The sequence below is a fragment of the Rhodomicrobium sp. Az07 genome, from assembly GCF_018619475.1.
Taxonomy (GTDB): domain Bacteria; phylum Pseudomonadota; class Alphaproteobacteria; order Rhizobiales; family Rhodomicrobiaceae; genus Rhodomicrobium.
The window spans coordinates 85,966-107,311 of record NZ_JAHFZG010000012.1; the positions used below are offsets into that span (position 1 = coordinate 85,966).

General features: G+C 64.9%; 19 protein-coding genes. 10 read left to right on the forward strand and 9 right to left on the reverse strand.

The window, feature by feature from the left end:
* Nucleotides 1–48 precede the first annotated feature (48 nt).
* The 6 genes from tatC to KKP04_RS10440 form a co-directional block, all read right to left on the reverse strand.
* Nucleotides 49–864, reverse strand: a complete 816-nt coding sequence (gene tatC / locus KKP04_RS10415; protein ID WP_215030541.1) for a twin-arginine translocase subunit TatC — start codon at nucleotides 862–864, stop codon at nucleotides 49–51.
* A 10-nt stretch (nucleotides 865–874) separates the two neighbouring features.
* Nucleotides 875–1,486: a Sec-independent protein translocase protein TatB gene (gene tatB / locus KKP04_RS10420; protein WP_215030549.1), complete on the reverse strand. Its 612-nt coding sequence runs from the start codon at nucleotides 1,484–1,486 to the stop codon at nucleotides 875–877.
* A gap of 38 nt (nucleotides 1,487–1,524) precedes the next feature.
* Entirely contained in the window at nucleotides 1,525–1,815 is a 291-nt protein-coding gene (locus tag KKP04_RS10425) for a twin-arginine translocase TatA/TatE family subunit (RefSeq protein ID WP_251134032.1), read from the reverse strand.
* A 263-nt stretch (nucleotides 1,816–2,078) separates the two neighbouring features.
* A complete protein-coding gene (scpB, locus tag KKP04_RS10430; protein WP_215030558.1) occupies nucleotides 2,079–2,882 on the reverse strand; it encodes an SMC-Scp complex subunit ScpB in 804 nt (267 codons plus the stop codon).
* 308 nt (nucleotides 2,883–3,190) lie between these two features.
* A complete protein-coding gene (locus tag KKP04_RS10435; protein ID WP_251134033.1) occupies nucleotides 3,191–3,985 on the reverse strand; it encodes a 50S ribosomal protein L11 methyltransferase in 795 nt (264 codons plus the stop codon).
* Between the two features lie 22 nt (nucleotides 3,986–4,007).
* Nucleotides 4,008–4,646 (reverse strand): nucleoside deaminase, encoded by a 639-nt coding sequence (locus KKP04_RS10440; protein ID WP_215030560.1) that lies wholly within the window; start codon nucleotides 4,644–4,646, stop codon nucleotides 4,008–4,010.
* 289 nt (nucleotides 4,647–4,935) lie between these two features.
* Here KKP04_RS10440 and KKP04_RS10445 point away from each other — a divergent pair, with 289 nt between their 5' ends.
* From KKP04_RS10445 to eda, 8 genes are all read left to right on the forward strand, one after another.
* A complete protein-coding gene (locus KKP04_RS10445) occupies nucleotides 4,936–6,534 on the forward strand; it encodes a Do family serine endopeptidase (RefSeq protein ID WP_215030571.1) in 1,599 nt (532 codons plus the stop codon).
* Between the two features lie 112 nt (nucleotides 6,535–6,646).
* On the forward strand, nucleotides 6,647–7,327 hold the full coding sequence (locus tag KKP04_RS10450) for a response regulator transcription factor (RefSeq protein WP_215030573.1): 681 nt from the start codon (nucleotides 6,647–6,649) through the stop codon (nucleotides 7,325–7,327).
* Nucleotides 7,314–8,786, forward strand: a complete 1,473-nt coding sequence (locus KKP04_RS10455) for an ATP-binding protein (protein ID WP_215030576.1) — start codon at nucleotides 7,314–7,316, stop codon at nucleotides 8,784–8,786. The genes KKP04_RS10450 and KKP04_RS10455 overlap by 14 nt, the downstream gene beginning before the upstream one ends.
* On the forward strand, nucleotides 8,776–11,673 hold the full coding sequence (locus KKP04_RS10460) for a bifunctional [glutamine synthetase] adenylyltransferase/[glutamine synthetase]-adenylyl-L-tyrosine phosphorylase (RefSeq protein ID WP_215030578.1): 2,898 nt from the start codon (nucleotides 8,776–8,778) through the stop codon (nucleotides 11,671–11,673). Before KKP04_RS10455 ends, KKP04_RS10460 begins: the two co-directional genes overlap by 11 nt.
* 231 nt (nucleotides 11,674–11,904) lie before the next feature.
* Entirely contained in the window at nucleotides 11,905–13,386 is a 1,482-nt protein-coding gene (zwf, locus tag KKP04_RS10465; protein ID WP_215030580.1) for a glucose-6-phosphate dehydrogenase, read from the forward strand.
* Nucleotides 13,383–14,087, forward strand: coding sequence for a 6-phosphogluconolactonase (gene pgl, locus KKP04_RS10470; RefSeq protein ID WP_215030591.1), 705 nt, complete (start codon nucleotides 13,383–13,385; stop codon nucleotides 14,085–14,087). Before zwf ends, pgl begins: the two co-directional genes overlap by 4 nt.
* Before the next feature lie 45 nt (nucleotides 14,088–14,132).
* Complete coding sequence (edd, locus tag KKP04_RS10475) at nucleotides 14,133–15,962, forward strand: phosphogluconate dehydratase (protein WP_215030594.1); 1,830 nt, start codon at nucleotides 14,133–14,135, stop codon at nucleotides 15,960–15,962.
* Complete coding sequence (eda, locus tag KKP04_RS10480) at nucleotides 15,959–16,606, forward strand: bifunctional 4-hydroxy-2-oxoglutarate aldolase/2-dehydro-3-deoxy-phosphogluconate aldolase (protein WP_215030596.1); 648 nt, start codon at nucleotides 15,959–15,961, stop codon at nucleotides 16,604–16,606. Before edd ends, eda begins: the two co-directional genes overlap by 4 nt.
* 18 nt (nucleotides 16,607–16,624) lie before the next feature.
* On the opposite strand, the gene KKP04_RS10485 is transcribed toward eda, so the two are convergent.
* Complete coding sequence (locus KKP04_RS10485) at nucleotides 16,625–17,971, reverse strand: aspartate aminotransferase family protein (RefSeq protein ID WP_215030598.1); 1,347 nt, start codon at nucleotides 17,969–17,971, stop codon at nucleotides 16,625–16,627.
* 235 nt (nucleotides 17,972–18,206) lie between these two features.
* Between KKP04_RS10485 and KKP04_RS10490 the strand changes: the two genes are divergently transcribed.
* Entirely contained in the window at nucleotides 18,207–18,983 is a 777-nt protein-coding gene (locus KKP04_RS10490; RefSeq protein ID WP_215030600.1) for a LamB/YcsF family protein, read from the forward strand.
* Between the two features lie 8 nt (nucleotides 18,984–18,991).
* Here KKP04_RS10490 and tsaE read toward each other — a convergent pair whose 3' ends face one another.
* Nucleotides 18,992–20,476, reverse strand: a complete 1,485-nt coding sequence (gene tsaE, locus KKP04_RS10495; protein ID WP_215030612.1) for a tRNA (adenosine(37)-N6)-threonylcarbamoyltransferase complex ATPase subunit type 1 TsaE — start codon at nucleotides 20,474–20,476, stop codon at nucleotides 18,992–18,994.
* A gap of 180 nt (nucleotides 20,477–20,656) precedes the next feature.
* Here tsaE and KKP04_RS10500 point away from each other — a divergent pair, with 180 nt between their 5' ends.
* Nucleotides 20,657–20,899 carry a DUF2188 domain-containing protein gene (locus tag KKP04_RS10500; protein WP_215030614.1) on the forward strand — a complete coding sequence of 81 codons (243 nt, stop codon included), beginning with the start codon at nucleotides 20,657–20,659 and terminating at the stop codon, nucleotides 20,897–20,899.
* A gap of 70 nt (nucleotides 20,900–20,969) precedes the next feature.
* On the opposite strand, the gene KKP04_RS10505 is transcribed toward KKP04_RS10500, so the two are convergent.
* Complete coding sequence (locus KKP04_RS10505) at nucleotides 20,970–21,236, reverse strand: hypothetical protein (protein WP_215030616.1); 267 nt, start codon at nucleotides 21,234–21,236, stop codon at nucleotides 20,970–20,972.
* Nucleotides 21,237–21,346: the final 110 nt, after the last annotated feature.

A 21,346-nucleotide genomic window follows, 5' to 3' on the forward strand; every position in this document is an offset into this window, starting at 1 on the left:
GTTCGAAGTGTGCAAGCCGGGAAGGAAGACGCGCAGCTTCGGCCGCACCTACTCGCCGACCTCGGCTTCCATGCGCTTCTTCTCCTCGGCTGCGCGCTGGCGTTCCACGAAGCGCACCGAGATGATGGAAAGCTCATAAAGCAGCAGCGTCGGGATAGCGAGGCCAACCTGGCTCATTACATCGGGCGGCGTCAGCACGGCGGCGACGGCGAAGATCGAAACCACGGCATAACGCCATTGCTTGCGCAGCCAGCCCGATGTGACGATTCCGGCGCGCGCGAGCACCGTCAGGATGACCGGAAGCTGGAAACACAGGCCGAAGGCGAGAATAAGCGACGTGATAAGGGTCAGATATTCGCTGACGCGCGCCGTCAGCTGGATTTGAACCTGCTGGTCGGCTCCCGTCTGTTGCATGGACAGGAAGAACGTCATCGCGAGCGGCATCACGATGAAGAAAACGAGCGCGCCGCCGAGCAGGAAGAGAATGGGAGTCGCGATGAGATAGGGCATGAAGGCGCGGCGTTCGTTTTTGTAAAGGCCGGGCGCAACGAACATATAGAGCTGCGAGGCGATCAGCGGAAAAGCGAGCACGATGGCGCCGAAGAAGGCCACCCGCACCTGTGTGAAGAAGAACTCCTGTGGCGCGGTATAGATCATGTCGATCTGCGTATCGCCACCGACCGCGAGGCGGTACGGGATCAGCAGAAAATTATAGATGTACTGCGCGAACGCGTAGCAGAAGAAGAACAGTACGACGAGCGCGATGACGCAATAGATCAGCCGACGCCTAAGCTCGATCAGATGATCGATAAGCGGCGCTTTCGACTGATCGAGATCGTCCTGTTCTGGTTGGGCCACGGCCATATGGGAATGCTCAGGCGGCTGGAGCTATGCGGTCTTTGGCGGGATCGCTCGCTGCGGCTTGCGGCTCCAAAGGCTTTGCGGGAATGGCTTGATTTACGGGCGCGGACGCTGCCGCCGTCGGTTCGGCACTCGGTTTTTCGGAAACGACCGCCTTTGGCACAGGCGCGGACTCGGCAAATGTCAGAGGTGGCGCGCTGTCGACTTGTGCGGGCGGGATCGCCGCCGGGGCGGCCGCTGAAGCAGCGGGAGGGGGCGTGGTGCTCTGGCCGTCAACCTCGTTCGCCGTCTTCGCGGCGTCGGCACCCTGTGGCGCTCCGCCCTGCGGCTGTTCCGGCGCTTGCGCGGGCTTGGAATAATCGTGTTCGATGGCGCGCTTGATGCTGTCCTTCAACTGCCCGGCCGGGTTGAGGGCGCGGAAGTCGTGAAGGTTCTTCTGAAGATCCTGATAGCCGCCTTCGCGCATCGAGTCGTCGAACTGGCGGCGGAAGTCGTCCGCATGGTTGCGGATCTTCCGCACGAAGCGGCCGAGCGTGTGCAGCATGCCCGGCAGTTCCTTCGGGCCGATGAAGATCAGCGCGACGACCGCAATCAGGAGAAGCTCAGACCACGCGATATCCAACATTCTGCCCCTTCGCCCTCAAAGCGCAATCAACGGCTAACTCAAGCCTTCGTTTCGGAGCCTACGGGAGCCTTCACTTCAGCGCGCGGGGCCTCATGTTCGATTGGCTTCGGAGCGCCCGGAGCCGCGGGTGCGGCGGTGCTCTGCGTAGCAGTCGGCTGCGCGGTCGCCTCTTCATCCGACATGCCCTTCTTGAAGCTCTTGATGCCCTTCGCGACGTCGCCCATCAGCTCCGAAATCTTGCCCCTGCCGAACAGAAGCACGACAAGCAGCAGCACTATAAGAAGCTGCGGCAGACTCCACGTCGCTCCGAACATGAGATCCTGAGGCATCAGAACTTACTCCTTCGTCTCGCCGTCTCCGGCGGCACGCGCGATGTTGAGGAAATTTCCCTGAACGTGGCCGCATGCGCGCGGCATGTCAAGCGCGCTCATCCTATCAATGCGTAGTAGAAAAGGCCGACCTCGCGCCGCAGGCTCTTGTTTCATGGGGCGGAATCAGTTGCGCCTCGACACGCACGTCATGCCCTGGCGACGACGATATTTCGGCGCAGCGCACGCCCGAACCCTGATGGCGAGGCAGCGCCTGGCGTTGGCTAACCGTTCGACGCGACGAGCACGGGATGCGGCTTGCCGGCTTCCGGCTCCTCTTCGACGGGGGCGTCGTCCCCGGCGTCGGTGTGCACGCCCGACGGCTCGTCCTCCAGCGGCTCTTCATCGTCGCGAAGGGCCATGCTGTCGTCCGGCTCCGGTACGGAAAAGCCGGGCGGCAGATTGCTGTCGAGAAGCCCGGCGCCCTTGAGTTCGGCGAGGCCCGGCAGGTCGCGGATGGAGTCGAAGCCGAAATGGTCGAGGAACGCTTCCGTCGTGCCGTATGTGGTGGGACGCCCCGGCGCGCGCCGACGCCCTCGAAGCCGCACCCAGCCGATTTCTAGCAGCACGTCGAGCGACCCCTTCGACGTCGACACGCCGCGGATTTCCTCGATCTCGGCGCGCGTGACGGGCTGGTGATAGGCGATGATGGCGAGCGTTTCGAGCGCGGCCTTGGAGAGCTTGCGCTGCTCGATGGAATAATGCTCAAGCAGGAACGAGAGGTCTTCCGCCGTGCGGAACGCCCATTTGCCCGCGACGCGCACGAGATTGACGCCGCGCCCGGCATAAAGCTGCTGAAGCTCTTCCAGAAGCTGGCGCACGTCGTCCTTCGCGCCGAGATGCTTCGCGAGCGAGGCCTCGTCGAGCGGTTCGGCGGCAGCGAACAACAGCGCTTCAACGATGCGCAGCTTCTCGCGCCGGTCCGCCGAAGGCAACCGCGTCACATTGGAGGGGAGGGGCAGGGTCAAAATCGGCACATTGCCATTCTGAATCCCGCCATCTTTTCCCCTGCCGTCTCTACCTGCCATAGGAAACCGTCCGTTATCCCCAGCTTTTCAGACAGCCAGTGGAGCGAATTTGACATTGAGTTTCGGTTGCCGCAAGCTTTCGCCCGAATGTCAAATTCAAAAGCTCCACTAGAATCATATATTTGCTAGTGGTCCCTTGATTCCGGCATTTGCTCGCGGCGGTGCTGCAAACGGATGCAAATGTCGGGATCGGACCACTAGTTCGCCTGATTTGGGGTAAACGCGCAAGTGTCGCATTCCGCTCCGCCCTCGGGCGGCAAGCGAGCCCGCCTTCGTCGGGGTGCGGCTTGCCTTCAGGCGTCGCCGTTCTATGACGCTTTGCCTTCTGCAGAAGCGTCTTGCGGCGTGAGTTCGTAGAGCAGGAAGGACTCGATATAGATCGACTTTTCGAGCGCAAGCTTTGCCTTGAAGCCCGCATCCGCAATCTCGCGGTCGAAGAAATCGAGATCCGAGTCTGACGAGATCATGAGATACATCCGGCCGTCCGGCTTCAGCCGCGCCCGCGCCTGGCGGAAAAGTCCGCGAAGATTCGAGTTTTCCGGCCCGGAATGCCAACCCGCATCGGCGAGATCGCGCGTTTTGCCCGCATGCTTCGGCGGGCTGGAGAAGATGACGTCGAAGATCGGGCGCGCCGGAATGGCATCCATCAGGTTGGAGCACAGACCTTTCACGTTCGGGCCGTAACCGTTGGCTTCGGCGTTCTGTGCTGCGGCGTCGGCGGCATTGGGGTTGATGTCGAGCGCGAGCACGAAATCCGCGCCCGCGCGGGCCGCCGCCAAAGCGAGGATACCGGAGCCGGTTCCGATATCGGCAACCACCTTGCCTCGAAGGTCCAGACCGTCGATGAAATGCGCGAAGGTTTCGCTCGAAATGAAATAGCGCGGATGGAACACGGTCGGAGGAACCTCCAGCATGAAGCCTGCCGCTTTCGCGCGTTGCGTGCCGTCGTGGTTCAGCACGAAATGATAGGACAGATAATGCAGCGTGCTGCGCAAAGCCTTGCGGAAGCCCGACTGCGGGCGCGCCCGCCTGTCGAGCGCCGAGGGCAAAGCGCCGCCAGCGGCGACCGGATTATGCGAAGCCTGTCCCAAGATCTGATCCATGACGAACATCCTGCGGTTAGCGTTAGCGGTCGGAAAGCTGTGCGTGCTTCTCGCGCCTGGCGGCGAGACGAAGGAACGGGAGGACGACGCGTTGCGCCATCGAGCGGGAATGCGCCGGGAGATGTCTCGGCTCGTCCTTTTGCGCGGTTTCGTCCGCCAGAGCGCCGCGAAGGCGCGCCAGTTCCGTGGCGACGGGGTTCCACTCGCGCCAGGCGTCCATCGCTTCCTGCGCGAGAAGACCGCTGACCACTTCGGGCGCGGGGCCGAAGATCGGCAATTGCCGCCCCAGTTCGGCGTCTTGAAGGATGGTCCATTTGGAGACGCCGCCCATGGCGGGAGAGGCGAGCGCATAGGCGACGCGCCCGACCCAGGCTTCACGGATGCAGAAGGAGCACATCGCGCACGGTTCGACCGTTGAATAAAGCGTCGCCCGCGCAAGCCCGCCACGGCCAACGGTCTTCAGCGCGGCGGCGATGGCGATGATTTCGGCGTGACGGGAAAAATCGGCGTCGCGCATCGCGCGATTGCCCGCTTCGGCGACGATATCGCCCTCGATCGCGACGAGCGCGCCGAAGGGATAGTCGCCCTCCCGTGTCGCCTCCTTCGAAAGCTCGATGCACCGATGCATCATCGCTTCATCGATCGCATTCCACCACGCCATGACGCTGACCTTTCCGCCTCCATGACGCGAGAGGCGGCTGGAAGCATAAAAACTCCCACCTATTTATAGGGAGAATGGCTTCAGGCCGGCTTAAACGGGGAGGGACAGAACCGCGCGCTATTTTCGCGATCTGTTTTTCATATCGGTTCGGTCTTTCGCGTGAGCGTCCCGCAACTTCTGCGGTGGCGAAGCCGTGCCTTAACATCTTTTAATTTGGCGGCAAGTGGTTTGTAATATTCGCCTTCTTATATGAACTCTACGACGTAATGTTTCAGGGGAGAGCGGGCCGATGGCTTCAGGACAACTAGAGGATGAGCGGAGGGAAAAGCGAGCCTTCGGACGCGTGAAGTCGGCTGGCGCCTTTCTCGGCGCCGGGCTTCTCGGCGCGGGCCTGCTCGCTGCGATGCCCGCAATGCCCTTCCTCGGTGGCGACGCATTCGCCCAGGAAGCAAGGCAGGGACCGTTGCCCGGCTCGCCTCCCACATTCGCCGATCTGGCGGACAAGGTGCGCCCGGCCGTTGTGAGCGTGAATGTGAAGTCACGCGGGGCTGTCGGCGAAACCGCTCAAAAAGATTTGCCCGATCTCCCGCAGGACCACCCCCTTCGCGAATTCTTCGACCAGTTCAAGCAAAACCAGCCGGAACGCCGCCCATCCCGCGCGCAAGGCTCCGGCTTTCTCATTTCGCCGGACGGTTATGTGGTGACGAACCATCACGTTGCCGACAAGGTGGACGAAATCGAGATTACCTTCGAGAACGAAGAGAAATACAAGGCAAAGGTCGTCGGCTCGGATGCGCGCACCGATATCGCGCTCCTGAAAATCGACTCCAAGAAGAAATTCGATAATTGGCTCGAATTCGAAGACACCCCGCCGCGCGTCGGCGATTGGGTGCTGGCGGTCGGCAACCCGTTCGGCCTCGGCGGCACCGTGACGGCAGGTATCGTGTCGGCGGCGGGCCGCGACATCGGCTCCGGCCCGTATGACTTCATCCAGATCGACGCGGCAGTGAACCGCGGCAATTCAGGCGGCCCGGCTGTTGACCTCAAGGGCAAGGTCATCGGTGTGAATACCGCCATCTATTCGCCATCGGGCGGCAGCGTCGGCATCGCTTTCGCCATTCCGGCCTCCACCGCGAAGGATGTCGTCGACAAGCTCCGCGAAAAGGGCAAAGTGTCGAGCGGCTGGCTCGGCGTGCAGATCCAGAATCTCGACGAGAATATCGCCGAGAGCCAGGGCCTCAAGACAGCGAAGGGCGCGCTGGTCGCCAAGATCATCGCGGACGGCCCCGCAGCGAAATCCGAGCTAAAGGCGCGCGACGTGATCCAGCAGGTTAATGGCCGCGCGGTTGGCAATTCGCGCGAACTGGCTCGCACCATCGCCGCGCTTCCGCCCGGCGCCGACGCGAAGCTGCGCGTTTTCCGCAACGGCGAGGAGCGCGAAATCACTGTCAAGCTTGGGGAGTTCCCGGCAAATGACAAGCTTGCCTCGCTTCGGGGCGGCGGCAATGACGACAGCGACAGCAGCGGCTCCGGCAAGGAACTGGAAGACCTCGGGCTGACGCTCATCCCCGCCCCCGAGTTCCCCGGCGCGAAGACAAAGGAAGGCGTTGCTATAGTGAACGTCGATCCGAACTCGAAGGCCGCCGATCAGGGGCTGCGTCGCGGCGATGTGATCGTCGAAGTGAACGGCAAGACCGTCTCTTCACCGGACGATGTCGTGGACGGCATCCGGGCCGCGCGTCAGAAGAACAAGAAGAACGTTCTTCTTCAGGTGAGGAGCCGCGACCAGCAGCGCTTTATCGGCCTTCCCATCGACAAGTCCGACGAGGACGAGGAAAGCGAAGCCAAGGAGCCTACGGGCTCCGAAAAGAACAAAGGCAAGCGCTAAAGCCATGCTCGAAAATGCCGCCACTCGCTGGCGGCATTTTCTTATCGGTTAAGCGAAGGCCAAAGCGTCACAGGCCTTCGCTTTCAAGCGGCGGATAGAGGCAAGGTGGACCATGCGGGTTCTGATCGTTGAGGATGATCGCACGGCGGCCGATTTTCTGGCCAAGGCGCTCGGCGAAGCCGGATTTCAGACCGAGATTACAGGTGACGGCGAAGCGGGGTTCGATAGCGCCACCTCGTCCAAATTCGGCGTTTTGATCGTGGACCGCATGCTGCCGAAACTCGATGGGCTTAAGCTCGTGGAGCGGCTTCGCGAGCGCGGCGACACGACGCCCGTGCTGATCCTCTCGGCGCTCGGCGCGGTTGACGACCGCGTGAAAGGGCTTCGATCCGGCGGCGACGACTATCTGCCGAAGCCTTACAGCCTCGTTGAACTTGTGGCGCGCGTGGAGGCTCTCGCGCGCCGCGGACCGACCGAACGCGCGGTTACGACCTACGCTGTGGGCGACCTCGTGCTCGACCGCCTGTCCCACAAGGTGTCGCGCGGCGGCGAAACCATCGTGCTCCAGCCGCGCGAATATCGGCTGCTTGAATATCTCATGAAGCATGCCGGGCAGGTGGTGACGCGCACCATGCTGCTCGAAAACGTGTGGGACTATCATTTCGACCCGCAGACGAACGTCATCGACGTCCACATTTCGCGGCTGCGCAGCAAGATCGACAAGGGGCAGGGCAAGCCGCTTCTGGAAACCGTACGCGGCGCGGGTTACATGATCCGCGATGAGCGTCGCTAATTTTGTCAAACTGATTCCACGCCTCGTCCTCGCGACGCCCTTCCGGCTGTTCGCTGTTTATGTCTCGCTGTTCTGCGTCGCCGTCGCCATCGTCTTCATGTACGCGAACGTTGCGATGCAGGGCTTTCTCGCGCAGGAGGCGGAAAGCGCCGTCCAGTCCGATTTCGACTTCCTGGCCGCGCGCTATCAGGAGGGCGGACCGGCAGCGCTGGGTCAGGCCATAGGCGAACGTTCCGCCGCCTCGAACACCGGCCTCTACCTCCTCACCGACGCCAACGGCCGCTGGCTCGCCGGCAATCTCGAAGCGGTGGCCGTCGACTTGTGGGCGACGCAAGGCGCGGCGCAATTCGCCTATCGCAAGCGCGGCAGCGACGCGCGGCAGCGGCAGGCTTTCGGCGTCGTGACGCGTTTGCAGAACGAATTTCACCTCATCGTCGCGCGCGACATCGAAAATCAGGAGACGCTGAAGCGCGTGCTGCGCACCGCGTTTCTGCTCGGCTACGCGCTGATCATCGCCATCGGCGCGGCGGGCGCGGTCATCGTGAGCCGCCGCATGCTGCGCCGCGTGGACGAAGCGTCGAACACGGCCCGCGCGATCATGCAGGGCAACCTCGCGCAGCGCATCCCCGTAACCGGGCGCGCCGACGAGTTCGACCGGCTCTCGGAGAACCTGAATGTGATGCTGGACCGCATTCAGGATCTGATGGTGGGACTGAAGAATGTGTCCGACAACATTGCGCACGACCTCAAGACGCCGCTGCACCGGCTCCGCACGCGGGCGGAGCGCGCGCTCCAGTCGAGCCCTACGCCCGAGAAGCTCTCCGAAGCGCTCGGCAGCGTCATCGAGGAGGCGGATACGCTCATTCAGACCTTCGATGCGCTACTGAGCATCGCGCGGCTCGAAGCCGGGTCGCGCTCCGAAAGCTTCGGGCCGCTGAACGTCTGCGCCCTCCTGAACGACGTTGCCGAGCTTTACGAACCGGCGGCGGAGGAACAGGGCCTCTCCCTCACCATCGCCTGCTCGTCGGACAGCATCATGATCGCGGGCGAGAAGCATCTCATCGTGCAGGCCGTGGCGAACCTCCTCGACAACGCGATGAAATACGCCATCCAGCCTGCGCCCGAAGGTGGGGCAAAACATCCCGCCGTCGAACTCGGCCTTGAGGATCGCGGCGATTTCCTCGACATCCTTGTTTCAGACAATGGGCCGGGCATTCCGGAGGCGGACCGCGAGCGCGTGCTCCAGCGCTTTGTGCGCCTTCAGCCGAGCCGTTCGATTCCCGGCAGCGGGCTTGGCCTGTCGCTCGTCGCGGCGGTCGCGCGGCTGCACGAAGGGTCGGTCTCGCTCGAAGACAATGAACCGGGGCTTCGCGTGCGCCTGCGGCTCAAGAAAAACCTCGTCGCCGCGCCAAAAAGCGCCGCCGCCGAAGACCCCGAAATGGTGACGCATGCCGCTTGATCACGCAGCCCTTCGAAACCGGCTCACTCCGGCCCCGCTCGACGATGCCGCGGGCACCGGGCGACAGCGGGCGGATCGGGCGATTGCCGCGCTCAAGGCCCGTTCGCCCGACGCCACCTTCGACGACAGGACGCTTGCTTTCCTGTCGGCTGTGTTCGCGGGCTCCGAATTCCTTTTCGGTCTGGCCGAACGCAACCCCGATCGGCTTTTCGAAACGCTCGAAACCTCGCCGGAAGCGCGCTTCGACGCGGTGCTCGACCGCGTCGCGGACGAAACGGCGGCGACCGCAAGCCAGCGCGAGCTGATGACCGCGCTCCGCATCGCCAAGGCCGACCTCGCCTTCCTCGTCGCGCTCGCCGATCTCGGCGAGGTGTGGAGCATGGACGAAGTCACGCGCCGCCTGACGGACGCCGCCGACGCGCTTGTCGGCCATGCGGTGCGCTTCCTGCTCACACGCGCCATGGAGGCGCGGAAGTTCTTCCCGCCGGACCATACGCAGCCCGAGGACGGCAGCGGCTTCATCATCCTTGGTATGGGAAAATACGGCGCTCACGAACTGAACTATTCGAGCGACATCGACCTCATCATCTTTTACGACCGCGAAACGGCGCCGCTTGGCGGTGGAGTCGAAGCGCAGCCCTTCTTCGTGCGGCTCGCGCGCGACCTCGTCACCATTTTGCAGGAGCGCACGGCGGACGGCTACGTGTTCCGCACCGATTTGCGCCTTCGGCCCGATCCCGGCTCGACGCAGGCCGCCATCTCCACCGACGCGGCGTTTCGCTATTACGAAAGCCTGGGCCAGAACTGGGAACGCGCCGCCATGATCAAGGCGCGGCCGGTGGCGGGCGACATCGCGGCGGGCGAAGCGTTCATGAAGTCGCTCGGCCCCTACATCTGGCGCAAATATCTCGACTACAACGCCATTTCCGACATTCACGCCATGAAGCGGCAGATCCACGCCGCCAAGGGGCACGAGAAGATTGCGGTCGCGGGGCACAATCTGAAGCTCGGGCGCGGCGGCATCCGCGAGATCGAGTTCTTCGTCCAGTCGCAGCAGCTCATCGCGGGCGGACGGCAGCCGCCGCTGCGCACGCGCCGCACGATCACCGGCCTGAAGCTTCTGACGGATTACGAGTGGATCGCGCCGGAGGTGCGCGACGACCTGTCCGACGCATACCGCACCCTGCGCCGCATGGAGCATCGCCTGCAAATGGTCGCGGACCAGCAGACGCATTCGCTTCCGTCCCAGCCCGACGAACTGGCATGCTTCGCGCGGTTCGCGGGGTATGCCGATGTGGCGCGTTTCGAGCGGGACATGCGCTCCACCATGATGATGGTGCAGGAACATTACGCCGCGCTTTTCGAGAAGACGCCACAACTCACCGCGTCGCACGCCGACGGCGGAAATCTCGTTTTCGCGGGCGACTCGGAAGACCCGGCCACGCTCACCACACTTGGCGCGATGGGCTTTCGGAACCCGTCCGGCGTCATCGCCATGGTGAAGGGCTGGCATTACGGCCGCTACCCCGCCATGCGCAGCGCCCGCGCGCGCGAAATCCTCACCGAGTTCACGCCCGCGCTCCTCGAAGCGTTCGGCAAGACCGGCGACCCGGACCTCGCGCTCTCCACCTTCGACAAGTTCCTAGGCGAAGTGCCGACCGCGCTTCAGCTTTTCGCGATGCTGCGGGCGAACCCGACCTTCCTTCATCTTCTCGCGCAGATCATGGGTTCCGCGCCGCGCCTCGCCCGCGTCCTGTCGCGCCGCCGCCGCATCATGGAAGCGCTGCTCGACCCGGACGGCTTCGGCGAGGCTCCGACACCGGAGGACGTGCGCGACCACATCCGCCGGGACATCCTGGCCGCCGAGACCTACGACGACCGCCTCGACCGCGCGCGCGTCGTCGGACAGGAGCGCATGTTCCTTGCGGGCGTCGAGCTTCTGTCGGGCCGTATCGACCCGCGCGAGGCGGGCGCGACCTATTCGCTGATCGCGGAGTCGGTCATCGAGGCGCTGCTCGACGCTGTGCAGGAGCGCTACGGCAACGGCATGCCCGCGCCCGTGGTCCTCGCCATGGGCAAGCTCGGCGGACGCGAGACGACAGCTTCATCCGATGTCGATCTCATCGTGGTTTACGATGTGCCGCAGGACAAGGCGCAGGCCGCGCCGCAGCATTACGCGCGGCTCACGCAGCGCCTCATCTCCGCGCTGTCCGCACCGACGCCCGAGGGCGAGCTTTACGCCGTCGACATGCGGCTGCGCCCGTCCGGCAAGGCGGGGCCGGTTGCGGTGCGGCTCGACGGCTTCCTGTCCTACCAGAAGAACGAGGCGTGGACGTGGGAGCATCTCGCGCTCACCCGCGCGCGGCCCATCGCAGGCCCGCCTGAACTTCGCGAGCGGCTGTCCGCCACCATCCGCGATGTGCTGACGCTGCCGCGCGACCGGGCGAAGACGGCCGCCGATGTCCTCGAAATGCGCGCGCTCATCGAGAAGGAGAAGGGTACGCGCGACATCTGGCAGTTGAAGACGTTCAACGGCGGCCTGATCGACGTCGAATTCATCGCGCAGTTCCTTCAGGTCATGCACGCGAATCGCCTGCCGGATATCCTCGACCAGAACACCGAGGCCGCGCTGCGGAAGCTCGTCGCTGCGGGCGTGCTCGATCCGGAAGACGGCGGCAGGCTGATCCACGCGGCGGAGCTTTACAACGATGTGTCCCAGATCCTCCGGCTGTGTACGGAAGGCGCGTTCGACCCGGCCGCCGCGCCGCGCGATCTCGTCGAGGTTTTGCTGCACGTCACGGGCGAGCCGGACATCGCGCGTCTCGAAGGGCGGCTGCGCGATACCTACGCGGAAGTTGCCGCGCTGTTTTCGAGGCTCGTCCGCTAACACGCGGCTGAGGCGTTTGCGTTTTTGCGATGCAACAGACGCGCGGCCTCGGTGTTTTCGCGTCGACAGTGGGCTTCCTTCATGGCGTTTGGATCGAGGGGCAGTCGGCCAAAAAAGCATGCGAATAAGTCGATCGTTCACAAAAGCTTAGAATGCTTTCGAAACCGAACGCCCGCAAAGTAAGCATCGACTGACACGCAATTCCCCGGCGCTGCGCAACGAGGACGGAAGATGGCCCGCATCATTGTTGTCGACCCCTTCGATTATGTCGTCTTCGGCGGCACGGGCGATCTGGCCCGCCGCAAGCTCTTCCCGGCGCTCTATCATCGCGACCACGATAATCAACTCCCCGAGACCGCGCGAATCATCGGCGTGGCGCGGCGCGACGAAACGACAGAAAGCTATCGCGCCGACGTGGAAGACGCGATCCGCGCCTCGCTTCCCGAGGGCGATATCGACGGCGAGACGCTCGGCCGCTTTCTCTCGCGCGTGGTCTATGTGCGCGCGGACGGCACGAGCGACGACGGCTGGGACGAGCTTTCCAGCCTGCTCGACGATCGCCGCGACTGCATTCGCGTGTTCTACCTCGCCACCGCGTCGAACCTTTTCGGCCCGATCTGCCATCGCATCAAAAGCCACGGCCTCATCACCGACAGGACGCGGCTCGTGCTCGAAAAGCCGCTCGGCCACGACCTCGAATCCTCGCGCGCCATCAACGAGTCGGTGGGGCAGGACTTCCCGGAAGACCGCATCTACCGCATCGACCATTATCTCGGGAAGGAGACGGTGCAGAACCTGATGGCGCTGCGCTTCGCGAACGTGCTGTTCGAGCCGTTGTGGAACGCCGCGCATATCGATCACGTGCAGATTACCGTCGCCGAGACGCTTGGGCTTGGAAGCCGCGCGAAGTATTACGATCAGGCGGGCGCGCTGCGCGACATGGTGCAGAACCACATGTTGCAGATGCTGTGTCTCGTGGCGATGGAGCCGCCGACGTGCATCTGGGCCGATGCGGTGCGCGACGAAAAACTTAAGGTGCTGCGCGCGCTGAAACCCATCGCGGGCGGCGCAGCGTCGAATGTCACCGTGCGCGGCCAGTATCGCGCGGGCGCGGCGAACGGGCACGCGGTGCCGGGCTATCAGCAGGAACTCGGTGCCGGGGCGCCGACGAGCCCGACCGAAACCTTTGTCGCGCTGAAGCTCGAAATCGAAAACTGGCGCTGGGCGGGCACGCCATTCTACCTGCGCACCGGCAAGCGGCTCCCTTCCCGCGTGTCCGAGATCGTCGTCACCTTCCGCCACATTCCGCATTCGATCTTCAGCCGCGACGCAGGGCCGGTGGTGTCGAACCGGCTCGTCATTCGCCTCCAGCCGGACGAAGGCATCAAGCTTTGGCTCATGATCAAGGATCGAGGGCCGGGCGGCATGCGGCTGCGAAATGTGCCGCTCGACATGACGTTCCGCGAGGCATTCGGCCAGCGGAACCCGGATGCCTACGAGCGCCTTCTCCTCGACGTGGTGCGCGGGAACCAGACGCTGTTCATGCGCCGCGACGAGGTGGAAGCCGCGTGGCGCTGGATCGATCCGATCCTTGAGGCGTGGGACGCGGCAAAGGACGGCGTGAAACCCTACACTGCGGGCTCGTGGGGGCCATCGGCGTCGATTGCGCTGATCGAGCGCGACGGCCGCACCTGGTATGAGGAGGATTCATGAGCGCCACCATCGAGCGGCATGATTTCAAGGACAGCGCCGCGCTCGCGGAAGCGTTGGCGCAGCGCGTGGCGGATGCCCTTCAGACGCGCATCGGCGAATTCGACCGCGCCTCGCTTGCCGTGTCGGGCGGGCGAACCCCGGCGACGTTTCTGGATGCGTTGTCGCGCAAACCGCTGCCGTGGGATCGCGTGTGGGTGACGTTGGTCGATGAGCGCTGGGTGCCCGAAAGTTCGGATCGCTCGAATGCGCGGCTCGTGCGCGCGCATCTCCTGCAAAACGAGGCTGCCGCCGCGCATTTCGTACCGCTCGTGAACGACGCGCCGACGCCGGAAGCCGGGCTTGCGGAAGCGCAAGCGCTGCTGGAGCCGTTGCCATGGCCGCTCGCCGCCTGCGTGCTCGGCATGGGCGGTGACGGACACACAGCGTCGTTCTTCCCGCACGCCGCGGGCCTCGACGCCGCACTATCGCCGCCGCCCGGTGCGCGCCTCGCCGCCACGTCCGCTGACGCCGCCGGTGAGCCGCGCATCACCCTGACCTTGCCCGTCATTATGGAAGCTTCGCTGATCGCGCTCCATATAGAGAGCGAGTCCAAATTGCGGGTATTGGACACTGCACGGGCCGCCGGCCCGCTCGAAGACATGCCGATCCGCGCCGTGCTTCGCGCGTCGCCCCGGCCGGTCGAGGTGTTCTGGTGTCCATGAGCCGAAACACATCCATGAGGCTTTGAGGCCGAAAGGGAATTTGCCGTGTCCATTCATTCCACCGTTGGCGAAGTCACCGAACGCATCGTCAGGCGCAGCCACGACAAGCGCGCGCGTTACCTCGACCGCATCGCGCAAGCCGCCGAACATAAGCCCGAGCGAACGCATCTCGGCTGCGCGAACCAGGCGCACGGCTTCGCCGCCTGTGGTCCCATCGACAAGGAGCGGCTGCGCGAAGGCCGCACGCCAAATCTCGGCATCGTAACGGCCTATAACGACATGCTGTCGGCGCATCAGCCCTATGAGCGCTTTCCGCCGCTGATCCGCGAGGCGGCGCGGGAGGCGGGCGCGACGGCGCAGGTCGCTGGCGGAACACCCGCCATGTGCGACGGCATCACCCAGGGCTTCGAGGGCATGGAAATCGGCCTGTTCTCGCGCGAGGTGATCGCGCTGTCGACGGCTGTCGCGCTTTCGCATCAGACGTTCGACGCCGCCGTGATGCTCGGCATCTGCGACAAGATCGTGCCGGGCCTGTTCATCGGAGCGGCGTCGTTCGGGCATCTGCCTGTCGTGTTTCTACCCGGCGGCCCGATGACGACCGGCTTGCCGAACCCCGAGAAGTCGCGCATCCGCCAGCTTTACGCGGAAGGCAAGGTGAGCCGCGACGAGCTTCTCGCGGCGGAAGCGGCGTCCTACCACGCGCCGGGCACCTGCACCTTCTACGGCACGGCGAACACGAACCAGATGGTCATGGAGATGATGGGCGTGCATATTCCGGGTGCGTCCTTCGTGAATGCCAACACGCCGCTGCGGGATGCACTGACGCGCGAGGGCGTGCGCCGCGCGCTCGCCATGACCGCGCTCGGCAACGAATACACACCCTTCGGCGCGATGGTGGACGAGCGCTCCTTCGTGAACGCCATCGCGGGCGTGCTCGCCACGGGCGGCTCGACGAACCACACGCTTCACCTTCTCGCCATGTCGGCTGCGATGGGCATCACCCTGACCTGGGACGATTTCGACGCGCTGTCAGCCGTGGTGCCGCTGGTCGCGCATGTCTATCCGAGCGGAGCTGCGGACGTGAACCAGTTCGCGGCGGCGGGCGGCGTGCCGTTCGTCATCCGCGAGCTTCTGGCTGCCGGTTTCCTCCACGGCGACATCAAGACCGTGTGGGGAACGCCGCTCGACGCTTACGCCATAGAGCCGGGGCTCGACGCCGAGGGACATCTCGTCTGGCGCGAGGCGGCGGAAAAGAGCGGCGACGAGAGGATCCTGCGCGGCGTGGACCAGCCGTTCAGCGTGGAAGGCGGCATTCGCGTGCTCGACGGCAATCTCGGCCGCGCGGTCATGAAAACTTCGGCGCTGACGCCCGAACGTCTCGCGATCGAAGGACCGGCGCGCATCTTTCATTCGCAGGAAGCCTTGCAGGAGGCGTTCAAGGCGGGCGACCTGACCGGCGATTTCGTCGCCGTAGTGCGCTTCCAGGGGCCGAAGGCGAACGGCATGCCCGAGTTGCACAAGCTGCTTCCGCCGCTCGGCGTGCTTCAGGATCGCGGCCAGCGCGTGGCGCTTCTGACCGACGGACGCATGTCCGGCGCATCCGGCAAGGTGCCGTCGGCGATCCATGTTACACCGGAGGCTGTGGCGGGTGGCCCCATCGCGCGAATCCGCGAGGGTGATATAATCCGGATCGATGCCGTGTCCGGCACGCTGGCGGCGCTGGTCGACGAGAAGGAATGGGCGGCGCGCGAGCCGGCGACCGCCGATCTTTTCCCGTCGCATGAGGGCGTCGGCCGCGAATTGTTCGCGCCGTTCCGTGCGGCTGTGGGCGAGGCCGACACGGGAGCCACAGTCTTTTTCAGGAGCGCCGCATGACTGCATCTGCGCAAGCCGGTCTCGAATCCGTTCTCAGCCGCGCCGCCGTGATCCCCGTGGTCGTCATCGACAAGGCGGCGGACGGGGTTCCGCTGGCGCGCGCGTTGCTCGCGGGCGGCCTCCCGGCGATCGAGATCACGCTTCGCACCGCCGCGGCGCTCGATGCGATCCGCGCCATCGCGAACGAGGTGCCGGAGGCGATCGTCGGCGCCGGTACCGTCCTCGACGGCGCGCTATTGAAGGCGGCGAAGGAAGCAGGCGCGCGCTTTGCTGTTTCACCGGGCGCTACACCGCGCCTTCTCGACGCCGCCGCGTCAGACGGCCTGCCGTTGTTGCCCGGCGTCGGGACGGCGTCGGAGGCGATGGCGCTCATAGAACGCGGCTATCGCTTCGCGAAATTCTTCCCGGCGGAGGCATCGGGCGGCCCCGCGCTGCTCGCGAGCCTTGCCTCGCCCCTGCCGCAGCTCAGATTCTGCCCGACGGGCGGCATCACGCACGATAACGCGCCGCGCTATCTCAAGCTGCCGAATGTGATTTGCGTGGGCGGATCGTGGATGGTGAATCGGGCGCGCATCGCCGAAAGCGACTGGCCGTCGATCACCGCGCTCGCAAAGGCAGCGGCGGCGCTTCGGGTGGCCGGTTAAGCCACGCCGGTCAAGCGGCTACGCGACGCGCCGGAGCGCGTTGCGCAGCGCCTCCACGATCTCGCCGATCTGGCCTTCCGTCACGATCAGCGGCGGCGACAGCGCGATGATTTCGCCGCCCTGCCGCACGAGCACGCCATTCGCAAAACAGTCCTGATAGACCTCGAACGCGCGTTTGCCCGCGCCATCGGCGCGCGGGACAAGCTCGATGCCCGCCACGAGCCCCATGTTGCGGATGTCGATGACATGCGGCTCGCCTCTGAGCGAATGCACGGCCTCTTCCCACAGCGGCGCGAGAGCCGAAGCGCGCTCGAACAGACCTTCGTTTTGGTAGATGTCGAGCGTTGCAAGCCCGGCCGCGCAGGCCACGGGATGGCCGGAATAGGTGTAGCCGTGGAACAGTTCGATGACGTGTTCCGGCCCTTGCATGATCGCGTCGTGAATCTCGCGCTTGGCGATGGCCGCGCCCATGGGGATCGCGCCGTTGGTGATGCCTTTCGCCACGGTGAAAATGTCGGGCACGACGCCAAGCGCCTGCGAGGCGAAGGCCGCGCCCATGCGCCCGAAGCCCGTGATGACCTCGTCGAAGATGAGCAGCAGGCCGTGGCGGTCGCAGATCGCGCGGAGCCGTTCGAGATAGCCCTTCGGCGGCAGGATCACGCCCGCCGAGCCGGACATCGGCTCCACGATCACGCCCGCGATGGTGTCCGCGCCGTGCAGCGCGATGATGCCTTCGAGCGCGTCGGCAAGTTCCGCGCCATGCTCCGGCCAGCCTTTGGTAAAGGCGTTGCGCTTGGTGTCGAGCGTATGCGGCAGGTAGTCGACGTAAGGCAGCAGCGCCCCGAAAGCGCGGCGGTTGTTCACGAGGCCGCCGACCGACATGCCGCCGAAATTGCAGCCGTGATAGCCCTTCTCACGCCCGACGAAGCGGGTGCGCTGGGCTTGCCCTCGTGCGTGGTGGTAGGCGAGCGCGATCTTCAGCGCGGATTCGACTGCCTCGGAGCCGGAATTCGCAAAAAACACGCGGTCGAGGCCGTCCGGCGCGATGCGGGCGAGCCGCGCCGCCAGTTCGAACGCGCCGGAGTGGCCGATCTGGAACGCGGTCGCGTAGTCCATTTTCAGAAGCTGACGCTCGACCGCCTCGGCGATTTCGCGCCGCCCATGGCCCGCGTTCACGCACCAGAGCCCCGCCACGCCGTCGAGCACCTTGCGGCCGTCTATCGTGGTATAATGCATGCCATGCGCCTCGACGAGCACGCGCGGGTTGGCCTTGAACTGGCGATTCGCGGTGAACGGCATCCAGTACGCCGACATGTCGAGTTCGTTGGAAAGGGCGGCGGCGTTCTGGCTCGATTTCTGGCTCATGGGCGTACCTCTCATGGCAACGGGGTTTAAACCTGTGGGGGCCTCGTCACAAGCCGAATGCACGGTGGGAAAAGGAATGGCGACAAAGCGCAAGGGTCGCGCGGCTCTCACGGGAGCCGCCTGAAATCGCCCGCGGTGGCGTTTCTCCTTTCGCGCGAGTCCGGCTTCATGACAGGCTCGGCGCTTATCGTCGGCGGCGGGATGACCCGGAAGATGATCTATCGGGAGTAGAGCCATGCATATCGATCTCAACGCGGACATGGGCGAAGGGTTCGGCGCCTACCGCATCGGCCATGACGAGGAACTCGTCGACATCGTCACCTCGGCGAATGTCGCTTGCGGCTTCCACGGCGGCGACGCCACCATCATGCACGGCCTCGCCGTAGCCGCGGCGGCGCGCGGTGTGGCGCTTGGCGCGCATCCGGGCTTCAACGACCTCTGGGGCTTCGGTCGGCGCGCGATCCCGATGCCCGCGCGCGATCTCGAATATATGGTTGCGTATCAGATCGGCGCGCTTCAGGCGCTCGCGGCCTATGCGAACGCGCCGTTGCGCCATGTGAAGCCGCACGGTGCGCTTTACACCATGGCGGCGAAGGATGCGTCCTATGCGGGCGCAATCGCGGGCGCGGTGCGCACCGTCGACGAGGGGCTTATCCTTGTCGGGCCGCCGGGTTCCGAGCTTGAGAAAGCGGCCAATCTCGCGGGGCTTGTCTTTGCGCGCGAAGGCTTCTGCGACCGGCTCTATCGCGAGGATGGCTCGCTCGTGCCGCGCGGCGAACCGGGCGCGGTCATCGCCAACGCCGATGCCGCCGCGTTGCAGGCGCTCCGGCTCGCGACGGAAGGCGTGGCCCATACGACGGGCGGCGGGAAGGTGAAGCTCGAAGTCGATACGCTTTGCATCCATGGCGACGAACCGGGCGCCGTCGCCATCGCCAAAGCGGTTCGCCGCGCGCTCGAACAGGTGGGCGTCGAACTGCGCCCGCTCTCGCCCGCCGTCGCCGTAACGGTATGACGGCACGATCAAGCCTTTGGTAGATGCGCCTCGTACCACGCCTTGAGGTCGCCGAGGGCGGGATGCGCGAGGTTCCGCCACAGGTAGCGGCAGATGCGCGGCAGATGCGCGAGATAGCCATGCTTGCCGTCGCGCATCGAGAGGCGGGCGAAGATGCCGAGGATCTTCGTGTTACGCTCGGCGCCGAGGATGGCGTAGGCGCGGGCGAATGCGGCGGCATCGAAGGCGGGATCGGCGGCAGCGGCGGCCTCGCAATAGCGCGCATAAAGGGAGCGCTCGACCGCTTCCGGCACGTCGAGCCGCGCGTCCTGCAACAGCGAAACGAGATCGTAGGCCGCATGCGTCCACACCGCGTCCTGAAAATCGATGACGCCGAGCCGCTTGAGGCCGTCGCGCTCGCGGCACAGAAGCAGGTTCGGCGAGTGATAATCGCGAAGCGCGACGCTTTTCGGCTGCGTGTCGAGCCAGTCGAGATGCGGCGTCCATGCCGCGACGAAGGACCGCGCCATCTCGGCCGGATCGGCGGCTACCGGCTCAAGCCGGAAATACCATTGCAGCAAGAGGTCGAGTTCCACGTCGATCGCTTCGCGGTCGAAGGCGGGAACGTCGTAGAAGCCGCCGCCGGAAACGGGCAGCGCGCGCGGCATGCCCGATGCTCGGATCGCGGACAGGCCATCCACCGCCAGTTCATAAAGCGGCTCCAGCGGTTCGCCCGCAGCGATCAGGTCGCCGAACACCGCGTCGCCGAGATCTTCCACCAGATAAAGCCCGGCGTCTCTGTCCGAAGCCGTGACGGCGGGCGCGGACAGCCCCGCACGCTCTCGCAGCCAGTCGGAAACCGCGATGAACGGCGTCCCCTCGCGCGCGAGATGGGCGATGGCGCAATAAGGGCGCCCGTTGCGGATCGGCGGGCCGTCGCTCTGCGTGGGCCAATCCATGAGCATCGCCGTCTCGCCCGCCCGCGAAAGGCGCAGGAACTGCCGCGCCGAGGCGTCGCCGCGCAAGCCGAGGCAGCGCGCGCCGTCCCAGCCGCACCGCGCGAGAAAAGCTTCGATCTGGCGAAACCGCGCGAGCTTCCTTTCCCACGCGCCGAAGCCGGTGAGCGTGACGCGGCGCGTTGTGCCTTCGCCTTCGATGCGCACATCCAGCCGGTCGTTGGGAAGCAAGCCCGCGACGATGTCCGGCCATTCGACCACCACCGCCGCCGTCTGGCACATCTCCGCGAAGCCGATTTCTTCCTCGTCGCCGGGATGGAGCCGGTACAGGTCGCAGTGATAGACGGTGCGACGCGGCGTTTCGTAGGCGTGGACGATCTGATAGGTGGGGCTGGTCGCCGCTTCGGTGACGCCGAGCGCGGCAAGCAAACCTTGCGCGAAGGTGGTCTTGCCCGCCCCGAGATCGCCGGTCAGCGTGACGGCATCGCGCTCCGAGACGAAGGCCGAAAGACGGCTCGCCAGCGCCTGCAAAGCCTCCGCGCTATCGATTTCCCACACAGGCAACCCCTTCCGTTTCTTCCGCCGAACGGTCCTTCTACGTCCGTCCAGCATCGTGGTCAAAATCGGGACGCGAACCCGATGCGGAAAGGTTTCTGTGGAGTCCGGAGAGGCGGACCGTTATCGAACGCCGCGTGTTCCAGCAAGACTGAAAGGCGCATGCCGAACCGCGAGGTCGATATGACGAAAGTCCTTTATGAAGTTGTGGAGCATGATGGCGGCTGGGCCTACAAGGCTGAAGGCGTCTTCTCCGAGCCGTTCCCCACGAAAGAAGCGGCTGTTGCGGCGGCCGATCTGGCGGCTCGCGAGCAGCGTATCTCGGGCACATCGCAGGATATCGAGTTCGAGGACGAGTCCGGCCGCTGGCATCGTGAGTTCGAGCCTGGGACCGACCGCCCCGAGACCGATGTCACGGTGAAATAGCGGCCGCGTCGCGCACCCGACCGCCCGGAGATGCTATCGGCCGTCAATGCGGGCTTGCGCCCGCATCCCGTCAGGCTTGACCGACCGCAGGCGCGGACGGGTTGGCTTTGCCGTCGGTCACGCGCGAAAGATCCTTGGCGATCTGACGCATGGTGCGAACCTGACCTACCTTGGCGCTCAGTACATACTGCCAGTCGTGGTAGCTTTCGCGGATCTGAAATTCTTCATACAGCGTCGAAAGCCGCTGGGCCGCCTTCGCGGCGGCGTTCTGGAGGTTGGATATTTCTTCCTCCGCGCGGGCCAGCCGCTCGCGCAACATGGTGTCGTCTCTCGTCATCAATGCCTCCCTTGTTTTTCTTCCTTGAGGCGCACGTTCCTTCGTGGGAGCGTGTCTTTTCAAGACTATAGCGCGAAGAGGTGCATGATTTGCTACGCTACTTTCGATGC